The 15,816-nt window shown below is 62.5% G+C and carries 10 protein-coding genes; 5 read left to right on the top strand and 5 right to left on the bottom strand.

From position 1 onward, the window contains the following. The 5 genes from EJ067_RS11670 (at position 1) to EJ067_RS11645 (ending at position 4,366) form a co-directional block, all read left to right on the top strand. Positions 1-957 carry a type II secretion system F family protein gene (locus EJ067_RS11670; protein WP_189510735.1) on the top strand — a complete coding sequence of 319 codons (957 nt, stop codon included), beginning with the start codon at positions 1-3 and terminating at the stop codon, positions 955-957. A 54-nt stretch (positions 958-1,011) separates the two neighbouring features. Next, positions 1,012-1,560, top strand: coding sequence for a tetratricopeptide repeat protein (locus EJ067_RS11665; protein WP_126085833.1), 549 nt, complete (start codon positions 1,012-1,014; stop codon positions 1,558-1,560). Beyond that, entirely contained in the window at positions 1,557-2,102 is a 546-nt protein-coding gene (locus tag EJ067_RS11660; RefSeq protein WP_126085832.1) for a prepilin peptidase, read from the top strand. Before EJ067_RS11665 ends, EJ067_RS11660 begins: the two co-directional genes overlap by 4 nt. Positions 2,103-2,228: 126 nt before the next feature. Further along, on the top strand, positions 2,229-3,269 hold the full coding sequence (locus EJ067_RS11650) for a phosphatase PAP2 family protein (RefSeq protein WP_126085830.1): 1,041 nt from the start codon (positions 2,229-2,231) through the stop codon (positions 3,267-3,269). Beyond that, positions 3,269-4,366, top strand: a complete 1,098-nt coding sequence (locus EJ067_RS11645; RefSeq protein ID WP_126085829.1) for a phosphatase PAP2 family protein — start codon at positions 3,269-3,271, stop codon at positions 4,364-4,366. The genes EJ067_RS11650 and EJ067_RS11645 overlap by 1 nt, the downstream gene beginning before the upstream one ends. Here the strand turns inward: EJ067_RS11645 and EJ067_RS11640 are convergent. From EJ067_RS11640 to EJ067_RS11625, 5 genes are all read right to left on the bottom strand, one after another. After that, the gene (locus EJ067_RS11640) at positions 4,336-5,373 is read right to left on the bottom strand and encodes a phosphatase PAP2 family protein (protein ID WP_126085828.1); all 1,038 of its coding nucleotides are present in this window, start codon (positions 5,371-5,373) and stop codon (positions 4,336-4,338) included. The two genes, EJ067_RS11645 and EJ067_RS11640, sit on opposite strands and share 31 nt — an antisense overlap. Positions 5,374-5,433: 60 nt before the next feature. Next, positions 5,434-5,586: a hypothetical protein gene (locus EJ067_RS34555; RefSeq protein WP_189510545.1), complete on the bottom strand. Its 153-nt coding sequence runs from the start codon at positions 5,584-5,586 to the stop codon at positions 5,434-5,436. 48 nt (positions 5,587-5,634) lie between these two features. Further along, positions 5,635-6,831 (bottom strand): penicillin-binding protein activator, encoded by a 1,197-nt coding sequence (locus EJ067_RS11635; protein WP_348639526.1) that lies wholly within the window; start codon positions 6,829-6,831, stop codon positions 5,635-5,637. A 352-nt stretch (positions 6,832-7,183) separates the two neighbouring features. After that, positions 7,184-7,552: a hypothetical protein gene (locus EJ067_RS11630; protein WP_126085827.1), complete on the bottom strand. Its 369-nt coding sequence runs from the start codon at positions 7,550-7,552 to the stop codon at positions 7,184-7,186. A 72-nt stretch (positions 7,553-7,624) separates the two neighbouring features. After that, positions 7,625-15,640 carry a DUF5801 repeats-in-toxin domain-containing protein gene (locus EJ067_RS11625; protein ID WP_126085826.1) on the bottom strand — a complete coding sequence of 2,672 codons (8,016 nt, stop codon included), beginning with the start codon at positions 15,638-15,640 and terminating at the stop codon, positions 7,625-7,627. Between the last annotated feature and the right edge of the window lie 176 nt (positions 15,641-15,816).

Below are 15,816 nucleotides of genomic sequence, written 5' to 3'. Positions count from 1 at the left end.
ATGAGCCTGCTTTCGAACATCAACGACCTGACCCTTCTGGTCTCCCTTGCCGTTTTCGCGACGGCGGTGGCTTTGTTCCTGTTCGCGGCGCTGGTTTTCATGCCTGCAATGCAGACCCGGAAGCTCGTTTCGGACAGCCTTTTGGGCGAGGGCTCGGTCGACCCGCGATCCATTCTCGGCCGGGATCAGCGCGCCAGGCTCGCGGCGCAGAAGCCGATCGACGCCTACTTCAGGGCGGTTGAAAAGGAACACATGCAGCCGGACGCGCTCGAGGCGAAGCTGTTCCGCGCCGGTTTCTATCAGAAGAGCGCGCCTTTGATTTACACGCTTAGCCGCCTCGCCTGTGTGTGCGCGGGCTTTGTGCTCATGTATGCGCTCCTGTCCTGGGTGCTGCCCCCGCGACTGCCCGGGTTCGTTGCCCTGGCAGGCTCCGCGCTGCTCGGACTGGCTTGCGTCGTCATACCGAGCATCATGCTGGATCGTTTCGAGAACACCCAGAAGCAGATCTATCGTCGCGCCTTTCCCGATTTCATGGACATGATGATCACCTGCGCCGATGCGGGCATGAGCCTGGAGGCGGCGGTCGAGCGGGTCAGCCACGAACTCGCCGGTACCCACAAATGGCTTGGCATCCAGCTCTCGATCATGAATCTGCAGTTGCGCGCCGGCAAACCATTGCGCGAGGCGCTGCGCGAGTTGGCAGATCGAATCGGCTTGGAGGAGGCAAAGGCCCTGGCGATACTCTTCCGGCAATCGGAAGAGCTCGGCACCAGCCTGACGGACGCTTTGCGTGTCTACAGCGCCGAGATGCGCGACCAGCGCATTCTCCAGGCGGAAGAGCGCGCCAATTCCTTGCCCGTCAAAATGATGATTCCACTGGGACTTTGCATTTTCCCTGTGGTGATGATGGTGATTATGCTACCGGTCATCATTCGCATGAAGGGCATTTTCTTCTGACCCGTCATATGATTAGGTTCTAAAACTGAGTCGGAGGGCTCCTTGGGGCACAAGATGACAAGGCCGAAGCGCCTCGCCGCCACAGCCAGCGTGCTGCTGGTCCTGCTCGCCGGTTGCCAGTCGACCGACAGCACCGGTGTCGTGCGCACCAATGAGCCAGCGAAGGGCGACTACACGGCTTTCGGCGACGCCTTCGACGGGCTGAAGACGGTCAGCGACGTCGATTATTATGCCTCCGACCAGGCGGTCACCGAGGCCAAGACGCAATTCCGTTCCGAGAACTACGGCAACGCCGGCGCCTTGTTCTACAAGGCCACGCGGCTGGCGCCCAATGACGGCGTCGCCTGGCTCGGCCTTGCCGCCTCCTGCGACCGCATCCGGCGCTTCGATCTGGCCGACATGGCCTATGGCCGGGCCTATCGCCTGCTCGGCGCGACGCCGGAATATTACAACAACCTGGGTTACTCGTACCTGCTGCGCGGCAAGCTGCAGGAAGCGCGAACGAATTTCCTCAAGGCCTATGAACTCGCGCCCAACGATCCGACGGTGGCCAACAATCTGAAGCTGCTGTCGTCCAGCGTGGAGAACATAGAGCGGTCATGAGCCTTTTGGTTGCCGCGTCGCTGTTGCTCAGGGCGCTGGCCATCCCGCTCCTCGGCAAGATCGCCTGGACCGATTTCACGACGCAGAAGATTGCCAACCGTGACGTGCTGCTGCTGATATGCCTCGGTCTCGGTTCGCTTCAGCTCGTGTCCGTGCAGACCGGATCATGGTGGGACATGGGCCTGAGCGCGATCGGCTGCCTCCTGCTGTTCGTGGCGCTGTTTCCATTTTGGGTCCTGCGCAAGCTCGGCGCCGGCGACGTGAAGCTGATGGCGGCCGTGCCGCTTCTGATTGGCGGAAACGGCCTTGTCGTATTCACGATTTTCCTGCTGATCTTCGCGCTGGCAACCGCGGCATTGGTCAAGAACCCATTTCTGCTGCCGGCGGGCGCGTTCCGCCTCTACGTTCAGCACATGGACAGGAAAGGTGTCGTGCCGTTCGGCGTGCCGATCTCGGCTGCTGCGATCTGCGCAATCCTGTTCCAGATCTACGGCGGTCTGATGCTGGCCAGCAGCTCGGGGGTACTGCAACAGCTTAACTAGAGCAATTCCAGGAAAAGTGTGTAACGGTTTTCCGTCCGGAATTGCGTAAAAACAAAGAGATAGAGCGTTTCGCCGTTTCCATGAAACGGTGAAACGCTCTGGCGTTTAGGTCCGGGGGGTCCTTCGATGTCAATAGCGAGGCTGGCGGTTCGCAGCAGTTCGGCGACGTGGCGCGCCAATCAACCATTCTTCCTGACAGTAGTTGCCTTTATTCTTATCGCGCTGATCGCTGCGGCGCATTGGAAAATTGTCATTGACGTAAAACTGTACAACAAAAACTTCCTGTTTTTTGGGTCTGTAGTAACCCTGATACTTGTTGTCGTGGTTTCCGCCCGGTTGATTTTTGAGCGGCCAGTGCAACCGTTGCGCGCTATCAAGGATCTTATGCTTTCCAACAGGCTGGCGGACCGAATTACAGTCGGATTGCCGGTTGCGCTCGTCCTGCCGATCTTTTTCTCGATGTTCACCAGCATGAAGGGAGGCATCAGCAAGATTCAACCATTCTATGCCGACGCGCCCCTGACCGCGATCGACAGGGCAATTCATGGCGGGATCGATGCCTGGAGATTCTTTCATCCTATCCTTGGCTTTGGCCCCGTTACTTTCTCGTTGAACGTTCTCTACAATCTCTGGTTCGCCGAGGTTTTCATCGTTTTGTTTTGTGTCGTTTTTTCCACCAGGAACGAGCGGCTGCGTTCCCAGTTTTTGGTCGCGTTCGTCCTCACCTGGGTGTTGCTAGGCAACGTTTTGGCGGCGGCCTTCGCTTCAGTCGGACCGGCATTCGTCATGCCCTTCTACGGCGACGATACGTTTTCTCCCCTGATGGACTACCTTAAGGCGACCGATATCACCTATCCCGTTTCGGCGCTGAATACGCAGGGCTATCTGCTGACCAATGCCGGACTCGATGGCCCACGCCTGGGCAGCGGCATTTCGGCGTTTCCCTCGGTTCATGTCGCCACCGCGACTTTGAACGCGATCTATCTCTGGCGTTTTGGCCGCGTGCTGCGGTGGGGCAGCATCGTGTTTCTAATCGCCATCCAACTGGGATCGGTGCATCTCGGCTGGCATTATGCTGTCGATGGATATGTCTCAATCCTTGGAACATCCGCCATCTGGGCCGCCGCCGGTTGGCTGTCGAGAAGCTGCCCGCGCACAGAGGCTTGATGATCGCCAAGCTCTTCTCACGAACTCCGAAGATGCCGATGGTCGGCCTTGCACATGTCTGTTCGCAGGTCTGGCACGCCAATCGGCCGTTCTTCGTGACGGTGGCGGCTTATGCGGTGGCGGTCGCCCTTGCTGCGGCCTATTGGCAAATTCCGCTCGATCCCCGGATCTACAGCGAGCCATTCTTGCTCTTCGGGGGCGGAGTTACATGCATCCTCTTTGCCATCGTTGCGACGCGGGTCATGCTTGAGCGGCCCGAGCGACTGCTTCCTTGTCTGGTTCGTCGCTTGTTGGAAAACGACTTGCCCAATCGGCTCATCATAGGTTTGCCGGTTGCCTTGATCCTGCCTGTCTTCTTTTCCCTTTTCACCAGCATGAAGGGCGGCCTCAGCAGGATAGTACCCTTCTATGCCGACTCGGCAATTATCGCCGTCGACAGGATGATCCATGGCGGCCAGGACGCCTGGAAGATACTGCACCCTCTCCTCGGAGCCGGGCTGCTGACCTTTGCCCTGAACTTTCTCTACAATCTTTGGTTCGTGGTGATGCTCATCGTGCTGTTTTGCGTCACCTTCTCGACGGGCGATAAGCGTCTTCGGTCGCAATATCTGGTGGCGTTTGTGCTGACCTGGGTGCTTCTGGGGAACGCCGCAGCGACCATCTTTGCTTCGGTCGGACCTGCCTTCATCACACCTTTCTACGGCGATGACACGTTCTCCCCACTTATGAAATATCTTCAGGCGACAAACACGGTCTATCCCGTGTGGGCTCTGCACGCGCAGGGGGTTCTTCTTGCCAACGCCGCCCTCGACGGGCCGCGCCTGGGCAGCGGTATATCCGCCTTCCCCTCGCTCCATGTTGCAGTGGCCACGCTCAACGCGATCTATCTGTGGCGATTTGGCAGGGTGCTGCGCTGGGCCGGCGTGATCTTCCTGATCGCCATCCAATTGGGCGCCGTGCATTTGGCTTGGCACTATGCCGTCGACGGCTACGCATCCATGCTGGCGACGCCGGTCATCTGGGTCCTGGCGCGGCTTTCAAAAGATCCGGGGATGGCTGCGGGAGGTTACGCGAGATCTGATTTCGATCTCGGCTGAAGGGGCCAATCTCGACGGGCTCGGGTCGCGGCGTCCCCGATGCGCCCGCTGTAGCGCCATATCAAAAGGGTCACGACGATCGAGAGGTAGCCGTCAATGGCATAGTGCCAGCCGAAATATACGGAGCCAAACATAATCGCGGAAAAGTAGAACCAACCCCAATACCCGGTTATTCGCCCGAACCGCGAAAGAAACAAAGCGTTGAGCAAGGCCACGGCCACATGGAGGCTTGGCATCGCCGCTATGCCTGTCCCGAAGACAGTGCGATGATGAGCGTAAGACGTGTACAGATAGTCCGACGTGGCAATCATCGCTTTGCCGGATGGGGTCGCGGCAAGAACGAACATTAGTTCATCAAAGCGATCGCTGCCGACGATTCGTTCAAAGAAGATCGGCCCGGCCGAAGACCCGATAATCCTGATCACGCTTCCGAGAATGACAGCAACGAGAAGCAATGAGAAAAAGTACCGAGCTCGATATGCGCCATCATTGGTGAAGGCCGCCACGAGAACCATGCCGACCATCTGGATGAACCAGACCGGCCCATAGAGTATAAACAGACCGGGCTCCAACTGTGGGGGAAAAACCGCATGCGTCAGCCTCCATGGATCGCCCGCATGAATCGCAGCGTCCAGCCGGGCCAAAAAAGGGTCTGCAAAAAAAGGAACGTAGAGTGGTGTGACGTGCTTGATTGTGGAGAACGCGGCGGCGCAAAGAACGAAAATGCCAACCACTATCAACGCGCCTTTGCCACGGTGGCGCAGCTTCTCCACCGTGAAAGTCAAAGGTGAAGACGGCCGAGAGACGATTGCCGCGCCGGCCATCCCGAACAGTGTGAAAAGAGGGATGGCAAGCGAATATTTCCTCAATGTGTATTCGGTCAGCATCGCGAAATACGTTCCCGGCGCCACTACAATGGCCGCGGCTACGTACATGAGGCAGAGGGCCGCCACGCCAGTGGTTGTGATGCGAAAGTGCTTCGCCGGAACCGCCTCAGAGACGTCCACTCTTCCCCCCTGGCTTCGTTGCGAGCTTCGCGGAGGCTGAGAGCCGCGATCGTTCCGCGGCTATGTCAGGCGCCATTTCCATCGCCGCACCGGCTTTTTCTTGATGACGGGCAGGGGTGGCGGTTCGCCGGAGACGGTTGGTCGCGGCGTCTCGAACATCAGCCGTTCGATGAGCGTGACGGCACCGGCCCCGACCGCGCCGACAACAGCCAAAATGAGAAGCTTTCTAAGAAAATCCAACGACCCACCACCCCAGTAAAGTCAAAACCCCGAGGTCTGTTTCTCCACCAGCTTCAGTCTACCCTTTTCCACCTTAAAAAACGGCATCGATCTTTGGCTCGAGCCGTCGGCGCGGAAGCGGAACAGCCCGGTCGAGCCGCGGAACCCGCTCGTATTCTCCAACACCTGTTTGGAGAAACCGTTCGGGCCGACCGAGCTCGCTATGCCGGCCGTCAGCGCCACCATGTCATAGGCGTAGGCGACGTTGACGTCGGGCTGATAGTTGTAGGTCGCCTTGAAACGGTCGGCGATCGGCCCGGTCTCGCTCTGGTCGAGCGTCGCTATATAGGCGCCCTCATAGAGCGGATCGATCGGGCGCTCGAGCCAGCGGTCGGTGCCGATCAGGCTCACCGCCTTGCCCGGAATGCCTTTCGCCTTCAGCGCCGCGAGCACGGGTGTCGGGTTGCCGTCGCCGCTGGCGACGACGACGGCGTCGGGCGCCTCGACCAGCGAGCCCATGTCGGACACCGCCTTCGCGCCGTCCGACGCCGAATAGGGGAGCGTCACGGCGAGCGTCGCGCCATAGATGCTGAGCGCGTTGCTCACCCTGGCCTCGATGGCGCCGCCGCTCGCCCCTGCCGGCATCATGAGAACGAATTTCTTGGCGCCCTTGCTGGCGACGGCGGCCGCGCCCGCGGCCGCGCTGTCGGCCTCGCTCAGCCGCACTGAATAGACGCCCGGGCCGCCGGCGAAATTGTCGGCCAACGCCAGCACCGGCGGCCGCTGCGTGCCGGAGAGCTTGGCAAGCTGTTGCGCCGCCGCGAGCTCGGCCGGCCCGATGACGATCTTCACGCCGCCCGAGGTGATCGCCTTCACCGCCAGGTCCTTGGCGTAGCCGCTGTCGCCGCGCGTGTCCTCGATCGTCAGCGTAACCAGCTTGTCGCCGAGATCGCTCATCGCCAGCCGCGCCGCGTCATACATCTTTCGGCCGTTCTCGCCCGCGCTCCCCGGGGCCGAGAGCGGCAGCAGCATCGCTATCTTCGTCGAGCCGGTGCCGAGCGTCAGGTTTCCCTTGGGGGCGGTGGCTGCCGAACTTGCGGTCAGCTGCGCGGGCGCCGCGGCGGGGTTCGCGGCCTGGTTTGCCGGCGCGGCGATCGCCGAAGGATCCAGCACCTCCGATGCGCCGTTCTTCGACTGGCAGCCGGAGGCCGCCGCGACAACGGCAAATGCGAGCGCCACAGCAATTCCAGGAAAAGTGCGCAGCGGTTTTCCGTCCGGAATTGCGCAGGAACAAATAGCAATTCCAGGAAAAGTGCGCAGCGGTTTTCCGTCCGGAATTGCGCAAGAACCAATAGCAATTCCAGGAAAAGTGCGCAGCGGTTTTCCGTCCGGAATTGCGTCAAAACAAACAGTTATAGCAGTTCGGCGTTTCCGTGAAACGATGAACTGCCCCAAGGCTCGCGAACACTCGCGTCGGAAAAGCCGCGCCGCGCCGGCATGCGTGGCATCCAGCGCCGGGCGCGCGGAGGCGGCCGCCTCCGCCCAGGCTCTCATGGCCATCATCGCAGCCGGTCGGCGTTCGCCCGTCGGCTCAGTGCATGTACTCGACCATGCGGTCGTGGAAGCACTCGCACTTGTTCAGATAGTCCTCGTCCTTGTAGTTCGTCTTGAGGTAGCCATAGGCCTTGCCGCAGGCGACCTTGGCTTCCGATGCCCAGACGAAGGCGGGGCGCGACGAGTTGATCCATTCCGGGCTGTTGGCGACGGAGATGGAGTCGTCCATCAGCTTCACCACCTTGTCCTTGAGCTCGACCATATTGTCGGTCAGCACCAGGTCGGAGGTGCCGACGGTGCGGCAATAGTTCACCGCCGGCTCGCCGATGATGTCGGCGGCAAAGCCCGTCGATCCGGCCAAGAGCAGAGCCGTGGCCGAAGCCAGAAATCTTGCACCACGCTTCATGTAAGTCCCTCTCCAAATTACCAATTCAAGCTTCGCTAATGCATAGCATGGAAGCACGGCCACGCATAAGTGCTAAATCGTGGCCGTGTGCTGTACGTGGTTGGTATCGTCGTAAAGGATGTTGATCGTGCCGGCGGCAGGTCCGTTCTGCAGCACGGCGACATCCACGAAGTTGGCGCCGCCGGTGGTGCCGTTGGTGTCCACGCTCAGCGTCTTCGTCCCGGCGTCATAGTGCACATAGTCGACGATATTGCCGCCCACCGCGGTGTCGAACAGCGAACTCAGGTCGATCTTGTCGCCTTCGCCGCCAGGACCGGCGCCGTGGTAGTCGGTGATGAGGTCCTTTATGTTCAGTTCGAGCTGATCGAGCTTGAAGGTGTCGGCGCCTGTGCCGCCGGTCATGGTGTCATGGCCGAGACCGCCGATTAGGACGTCGTCACCGGCACCGCCATAGAGAGTGTCATGGCCGGCAAGCCCGTAAATGGTGTCGTTGCCGGACGTGCCCGCTATGGCGTCATCGCCCGCCGTTCCATTGATCGGGGTACCCGCCGGGTGTTCGCCCAAGGTGGTGACGGACAAGGTCTGCGACGCGGAATGATCGCCGTCTCCGTCCACACCGGAAACGGAGAAGTTGAACGTCTGATCCGATGGCAGGATGAGCTTCGAGTAAGCGAAATTGTCGAACTTGGCCTTGCCGTCCGTAACGGTGAACGTGATGGAGTTGAAATCACCTGTCGGATCGATAGTGAGCCAGCCGTCCACAGTGGCGGTGACAGTGCCCGTCAGGCCTGTGTCGGTGGTGTAGGTCATGGTGAAAGCGCCGGCGGCTTCGTGTTCCACGAAGAAGCTCAGCTTGTCGATCCCCGTTGCGAAGGTGACTTTGAACTGCTCTCCCGTGTCCAGATTTCCATTTCCGACGCCGAAACCGTTGCTGGTAGGTTTCAGTATTTCCGTACTGCCGATGCTGCCATTGTTGTTGGTATCAATTGCGTTGAACGTCGCATCTCCAAGGGTGAACTGCGACGTGCCCTGGGAACCGGCTACGCCGGCGAAATTGAACGTCTGGTCGGCAACAGGGCGTGACTCGATCAGGGTAAACGTATAGGTGCCGTCCGGGTTAACCTTCAGATCGAAGAAATTCGATCCGTTCACCTGCGCGATCAGGTCCGACGAGCCGTCGACGTTGTGGACGACAGGCAGGTATGTCACGCCGGTGATGTTGGTGAGCGGTGTGATCTCAATCGACGTCTCGCCATCGGCACCGAAGGCAAGGTCATGCGTGCCGGTCACGACGTTGTTGTCCTGATTGGCGACGATCGCGTTCTGGATATGCGTGAAGGTCGGCCCGTCGTCGTCGAAGGTGATCTGGTTCGACACGTCGGCGGTGTTGCTCGTCGCCATGTCGTGGTCGCCGTCCGTGACGGTGACCGTCACGCCGAGGCTACCACTGGCCAGTGTCAGGGTCTCGTCATAGCTGTTGAAGCTGTTGGCGGCCGTCGCTTCGGCCGGATGGTCCAGCGACAGATACTGCTCGACCATGACCGCGCCCGTCGCGGCATTGATCGTCATCGCAAAAGCCGCCTGGCCGTCGAAGGCGCCGCCCGACACGACACCGACAACCGTGCCATTGGCCAATTGCTGCAGGACGATCGCCGAGCCGTCGGTCAGCGTCAGGCCCGAATTGGTGTTCGTCACCGTCAGCGCATAGGTGGTGTTGCCAGAGGCTGCCGGGCCATCCGCTCCGAACGCCGCGTTGCCCGTCACCAGAGCTCCAACGCTCGTCGCCGTCGAGATGTAGCCCGAACCCGATACGTCGGGATCGTCGCCCTTCACGATCGCGCCGGTGTCGATCGTGGCGACGCTGCTCGAGGTCGCCGTCTCATCAAGCGCGACTTTGGTCGCCGGAGCCGCGGTCACCGTTACCGACGGGATGTCGTCGTCGAAGCCGATGTTGCCGCCGAGATCGGTGCTGACCGTCGAGGTCGCCTGGTCATGGTCGCCGTCGGTCACCGTCGCCGTCGCCGACAGCGTCACCAGGCCATTGCCAAGGTCGATGTGGGCGTTGTTGTTGGTGGTGTCGAGGCTCTCCGGCAGATGATCGATCTGCTGATACTGCGTCAGCGTCACCGTGCCGGCGGCATCGACCGAGATCTTGAAGATGTCGCCATGCGAGGCGGTCTGGCCGATGATGTCGTTGCCGACCTTGACCAAAGTGATCGCCTCACCCTGGCTGGTCAGGCCCGAGGCTGAGTTGGTGACGTTGAGCGTGTAGTTGCTGATCACCGTCGAGCCGGCGCCGTCGGCGCCATAGCTCGGCGTCACCGCCGCCAGGAAGGCGGCCGCGAAGCTGGCGCTCGCCGTGTCGGAGGCCGGCCCGATGGTCTGGGCGTCCTGTGTCACCAGCGTGATGGCCGCATCCGCGACCGTGCCGACCGTCAGCGACGGGATGTCGTCGTCGAAGCCGATGTTGCCGCCGAGGTCGGTGCTGACCGTCGAGGTCGCCTGGTCATGGTCGCCGTCGGTCACCGTCGCCGTCGCCGACAGCGTCACCAGGCCATTGCCAAGGTCGATGTGGGCGTTGTTGTTGGTGGTGTCGAGGCTCTCCGGCAGATGATCGATCTGCTGATACTGCGTCAGCGTCACCGTGCCGGCGGCATCGACCGAGATCTTGAAGATGTCGCCATGCGAGGCGGTCTGGCCGATGATGTCGTTGCCGACCTTGACCAAAGTGATCGCCTCACCCTGGCTGGTCAGGCCCGAGGCTGAGTTGGTGACGTTGAGCGTGTAGTTGCTGATCACCGTCGAGCCGGCGCCGTCGGCGCCATAGCTCGGCGTCACCGCCGCCAGGAAGGCGGCCGCGAAGCTGGCGCTCGCCGTGTCGGAGGCCGGCCCGATGGTCTGGGCGTCCTGTGTCACCAGCGTGATGGCCGCATCCGCGACCGTGCCGACCGTCAGCGACGGGATGTCGTCGTCGAAGCCGATGTTGCCGCCGAGGTCGGTGCTGACCGTCGAGGTCGCCTGGTCATGGTCGCCGTCGGTCACCGTCGCCGTCGCCGACAGCGTCACCAGGCCATTGCCAAGGTCGATGTGGGCGTTGTTGTTGGTGGTGTCGAGGCTCTCCGGCAGATGATCGATCTGCTGATACTGCGTCAGCGTCACCGTGCCGGCGGCATCGACCGAGATCTTGAAGATGTCGCCATGCGAGGCGGTCTGGCCGATGATGTCGTTGCCGACCTTGACCAAAGTGATCGCCTCACCCTGGCTGGTCAGGCCCGAGACCGAGTTGGTGACGTTGAGCGTGTAGTTGCTGATCACCGTCGAGCCGGCGCCGTCGGCGCCATAGCTCGGCGTCACCGCCGCCAGGAAGGCGGCCGCGAAGCTGGCGCTCGCCGTGTCGGAGGCCGGCCCGATGGTCTGGGCGTCCTGTGTCACCAGCGTGATGGCCGCATCCGCGACCGTGCCGACCGTCAGCGACGGGATGTCGTCGTCGAAGCCGATGTTGCCGCCGAGGTCGGTGCTGACCGTCGAGGTCGCCTGGTCATGGTCGCCGTCGGTCACCGTCGCCGTCGCCGACAGCGTCACCAGGCCATTGCCAAGGTCGATGTGGGCGTTGTTGTTGGTGGTGTCGAGGCTCTCCGGCAGATGATCGATCTGCTGATACTGCGTCAGCGTCACCGTGCCGGCGGCATCGACCGAGATCTTGAAGATGTCGCCATGCGAGGCGGTCTGGCCGATGATGTCGTTGCCGACCTTGACCAAAGTGATCGCCTCACCCTGGCTGGTCAGGCCCGAGGCTGAGTTGGTGACGTTGAGCGTGTAGTTGCTGATCACCGTCGAGCCGGCGCCGTCGGCGCCATAGCTCGGCGTCACCGCCGCTAGGAAGGCGGCCGCGAAGCTGGCGCTCGCCGTGTCGGAGGCCGGCCCGATGGTCTGGGCGTCCTGTGTCACCAGCGTGATGGCCGCATCCGCGACCGTGCCGACCGTCAGCGACGGGATGTCGTCGTCGAAGCCGATGTTGCCGCCGAGGTCGGTGCTGACCGTCGAGGTCGCCTGGTCATGGTCGCCGTCGGTCACCGTCGCCGTCGCCGACAGCGTCACCAGGCCATTGCCAAGGTCGATGTGGGCGTTGTTGTTGGTGGTGTCGAGGCTCTCCGGCAGATGATCGATCTGCTGATACTGCGTCAGCGTCACCGTGCCGGCGGCATCGACCGAGATCTTGAAGATGTCGCCATGCGAGGCGGTCTGGCCGATGATGTCGTTGCCGACCTTGACCAAAGTGATCGCCTCACCCTGGCTGGTCAGGCCCGAGACCGAGTTGGTGACGTTGAGCGTGTAGTTGCTGATCACCGTCGAGCCGGCGCCGTCGGCGCCATAGCTCGGCGTCACCGCCGCCAGGAAGGCGGCCGCGAAGCTGGCGCTCGCCGTGTCGGAGGCCGGCCCGATGGTCTGGGCGTCCTGTGTCACCAGCGTGATGGCAGCGTCGTTGACAGTGCCGACCGAAGCCGTCGGCGCATCGTCGTTGAAGGTGATGGTCAGTGTGCCCGGTGCCGTCGAGCCGTCGGCGTCGGTAATGACATAACCCAGATTGACCGTCGCATTGTTCTCGTCGTTCGGACCTTGCGCCTGCAGCACGTTGTCGAGCAGCGTCACGGTGTAGGCGCCGGTTGCCGGATCCGTCACATGGACGGTGAACAGGGCGGTGCCGATGCGGTCTCCGCTGGTGGTGGTCGCGGTCAGTGTGTTGGTCCCGGCATCCCAGCTATAGGTCACATTCTCCTGGCCAACCGTGCCGGAGGTGCCGTTAAGGGTGGCGAAGGAGAAGCCGTTGGCGCCCGCGCCGTCGCCGCCGACGCTGCCGCCAAGCGTGCCCGAGAAGCTTGACTCGCTGCTGGCCGGACCATCCGCGTCGCCGACATTGGCGTTGATGTCGCCCGTCGTGCTCGCGGGATTGCCGCCGGCAAGCCCGTCGTCGTCGACCGTGGCCGTGGCCGAGCCGCTCGTCGGGGTATTGGCGTCCGTCACCACGAAACTGATGCCGGCCGTCGCCGTGTCGCCGTCGCCGTCCGTCACCGTGTAGGTTGCCGATGCGGCACCCGTGCCGGCAACCGAGCTGTCGGCTGTAAACGAGTAGCTGCCGTCGGCCTTGACCTTGATCGAGCCGTCCCCGATGTCGATCGACTGCGAGTAGCCGTCCTGGCCGAAGACCAGCAGCGTGCCGTTGATATGCGTCACCGTGGCGCCGTCGGCGCCGGCAACGAAGTCCAGCGTGCCGGTGATCGTCCCGCCTTCGGCGACGTTCTGCGGCGCTTCGGTCGAAGCGGTCGGCGCGTCGTCGTCGAAGGTGACGGTCAGCGTGCCGGTCGTGGATGAATTGTCGGCATCAGTGATGGTGTAGGTCAGGCTGGTTGTCGGATCGATCGCATTCTCGTCGTTCGGCCCACCGGCATGCAGCACGTTATCGAGCAGCGTCACGGTGTAGGTGCCGGTTGCCGGATCTGTCACATGGACGGTGAACAGGGCGGTGCCGATGCGGTCTCCGCTGGTGGTGGTCGCCGTCAGCGTGTTGGTGCCGGCATCCCAACTGTAGGACACGTTTTCCACGCCGACCGTGCCGGTCGTACCGTTCAATCCGGCGAACGAGAAGCCGTTGGCGCCGGCGCCGTCGCCGCCGACGCTGCCGCCGAGCGTGCCCGAGAAGCTCGCCTCGCTGCTGGCCGGACCGTCCGCGTCGCCGATGTTGGCGTTAATGTCGCCCGTCGTGCTCGCAGGGTTGCCGCCGGCAAGGCCGTCGTCGTCGACGGCTGCCGCCGCCGTACCGGTGGTCGGATGGTTGGCGTCCGTCACGACGAAGCTCATGCCGGCCGTTGACGTGTCGCCGTCGCTGTCGGTCACCGTATAGGTCGCCGAAGCAGCGCCGGTGCCGATCACCGGATTGTCGGCGGTAAACGAGTAGCTGCCGTCGGCCTTGACCTTGATCGAGCCGTCGCCGATGTCGATCGACTGCGAGTAGCCGTCCTGGCCGAAGACCAGCGGCGTGCCGTTGATATGCGTCACCGTGGCGCCGTCGGCGCCGGCGACGAAGTCCAGCGTGCCGGTGATCGTCGCGCCCTCGGCGACATTCTGCGGGGCCTCGGTCGAAGCCGTCGGCACGTCGTCGACGATATTGACGGAGAGCGTGCTGTTGGCGCTCTGGCCGTCCAGGTCGGTCAACGTGACGTCGAAACTCTCGAACAGGCTGTTGGTGCCCTGAATCGGGTCGTGCGCTTCATTGTCGACGAGCGTGTAGGTGTAGGTGACCTCACCGGTGGCGGCATTGTAGGCCGTCACTGTCAGCGTGTTGCCGAGAGCGGTCGTGAAGGAACCGGCGGTGAACACGCCATCGGTGATGAAGTCGTGTCCACCGATGTTCAGCGAGGCGACGCCGTCGGGCGAGTGGATGGTGAAGGTGCCGCCCTGGGTGGTGCTTTCCTTCGACGCGTCGGAGCCGTCCGACTCGCCGGGTCCGCGGCTTGCCAAGAGGTCGTCCTCGTTGACGATGACGTCGCCGCCGTTGGCCTCCGGCGTCAGGTCGCTGATCTCGGGCGTCGAGTTGCCGATCGAGATCGTCAGCGTGGCGTGCGAGGTGTCGCCGTCGCCGTCCTTGATCGTATAGGTGAAGACGTCGTTGACGCCGCCGGGCGTGTTGGCGTCGCGCACATAGGTGTAGCTGCCGTCGGAATGCAGCGTCAGCTTGCCGTAGGCGCCCTGAACCTGCACATCGAGCGTGCTCGCGTCATCCAGATCGGCATTGGTGGTGCCCTTGGCGACGCCAACCACCGTCGCGCCATCGGCGCCTTGGGTATCGGCGACGCCGTCCGTCGTGTTGGTATCGCCCGCATCGGTGCCGCCGACCAGCACATTGCCCGTTGCCGGACCGACCTGGCCGGCGGCCAGGCTGTCGGTGTCGGCGATCGCCGTCGGCACGTCGTCGATGATAGCGACGGCAAATGTGGTGCTGGCGGTGTCACCGTCGGTATCCGTGACGGTGATGCTGAAATGATCCGGAACCGTATCGTTCGGATCGTATCCGTTCGTATGTTCGGGATGGGTGACCGACTCGGTCACCGTATAATTGTATTCGATAGCGCCCGTGTTCGGGTCGAGGGAGACGATGGTCAGGTAGCCGAACTGGCCCGGGATCTGCTGGCCGGCGCCGGTGACGGTGACGCCGTTGATGACGATCGATCCGATGCCGTCCGGCGCGTCGATGGTGATCGTTCCTATGCTTGACGTTTCCGCGTTGCTCGGCGCGTCGCTGCCCGGCGACTGCTGCGGCCCGCCGTTCAAGCCGGTCTCGCTGGCCGCCTCGTCCGGGCTGAGCAGCGACACGGCCACAACGGAAACGCCCTTGTCGGGGGCGATGGAGGGAAAGAGCTCGCGCCGATCGAGGAGCCCGAACTGCAATGCCGTCGGCGGCAAAAGCGCCGTCAGGCCGAAGCCGTCGCCGATTCCGCCCGGGGGAACCGAGAAGTTTCCGCCGGCGCTGCTGGGCGAGCCGTTTCCGCCGGCCGAGATCGAGCCGTCGGCGCCGAAGGCGACATCGACATGGCTGGATTCGAGCGCGGCGATCAGGGCAACGCGCGGCACCTCGACGTCGCCGATGATGAAGGTCGGAACGTTCAGCGCGCCGTCCTTGATGACGATCTCGGAACCGTCGGGCTGCACCAGCACCAGGTTGTGCCCGTCGACCTTGATGTTGTCGATCGAGACATTGGCCGGAAGCTTCACGACATTGCCGGCATCGGCGTGATATTCATGTGGAACATTCGAAGCCGCCGCGTTCGCCGCCGGAGCGTTTCCGGCAGCAGCGTTGGATGCAGGAGCATTGGCGTCGGCCGCCGGCTTGTCTGCCCCTTGCGCGTTCTGTGCGTTGGCCGCGCCCTGCGCCGGCGCGCCGCTTCCCACATCGACCGGCACAGGCTCGCCTGCCGGTGCCGCCTGGCCGCCGGTGGCCTGGGCGACTTGCACACCCGAAATCGGATGTTCGCCGGCAGTCGCGTTTTCGTCCCAGGAATTGGAAACGGTGTCGAATTCGATACTGGTCGTCATAGCTCAAGCCCCCTTCGGCATTTCCCGGAAAGAGACATGCCGGCCGCGAACTTTGCAACACACCTTCAATCTTTTTCATATACTTGAATATGCATTGATTTGCATTTTTTACACTTGGTAAATCATCATGATATACCCAGTTATGTATTCGCCGAAGCGCCCCGGGGCCGATCGGG

The sequence above is a fragment of the Mesorhizobium sp. M1D.F.Ca.ET.043.01.1.1 genome (assembly GCF_003952385.1).
GTDB lineage: Bacteria > Pseudomonadota > Alphaproteobacteria > Rhizobiales > Rhizobiaceae > Mesorhizobium.
This window is presented reverse-complemented; position numbering and strand designations above follow the sequence as displayed.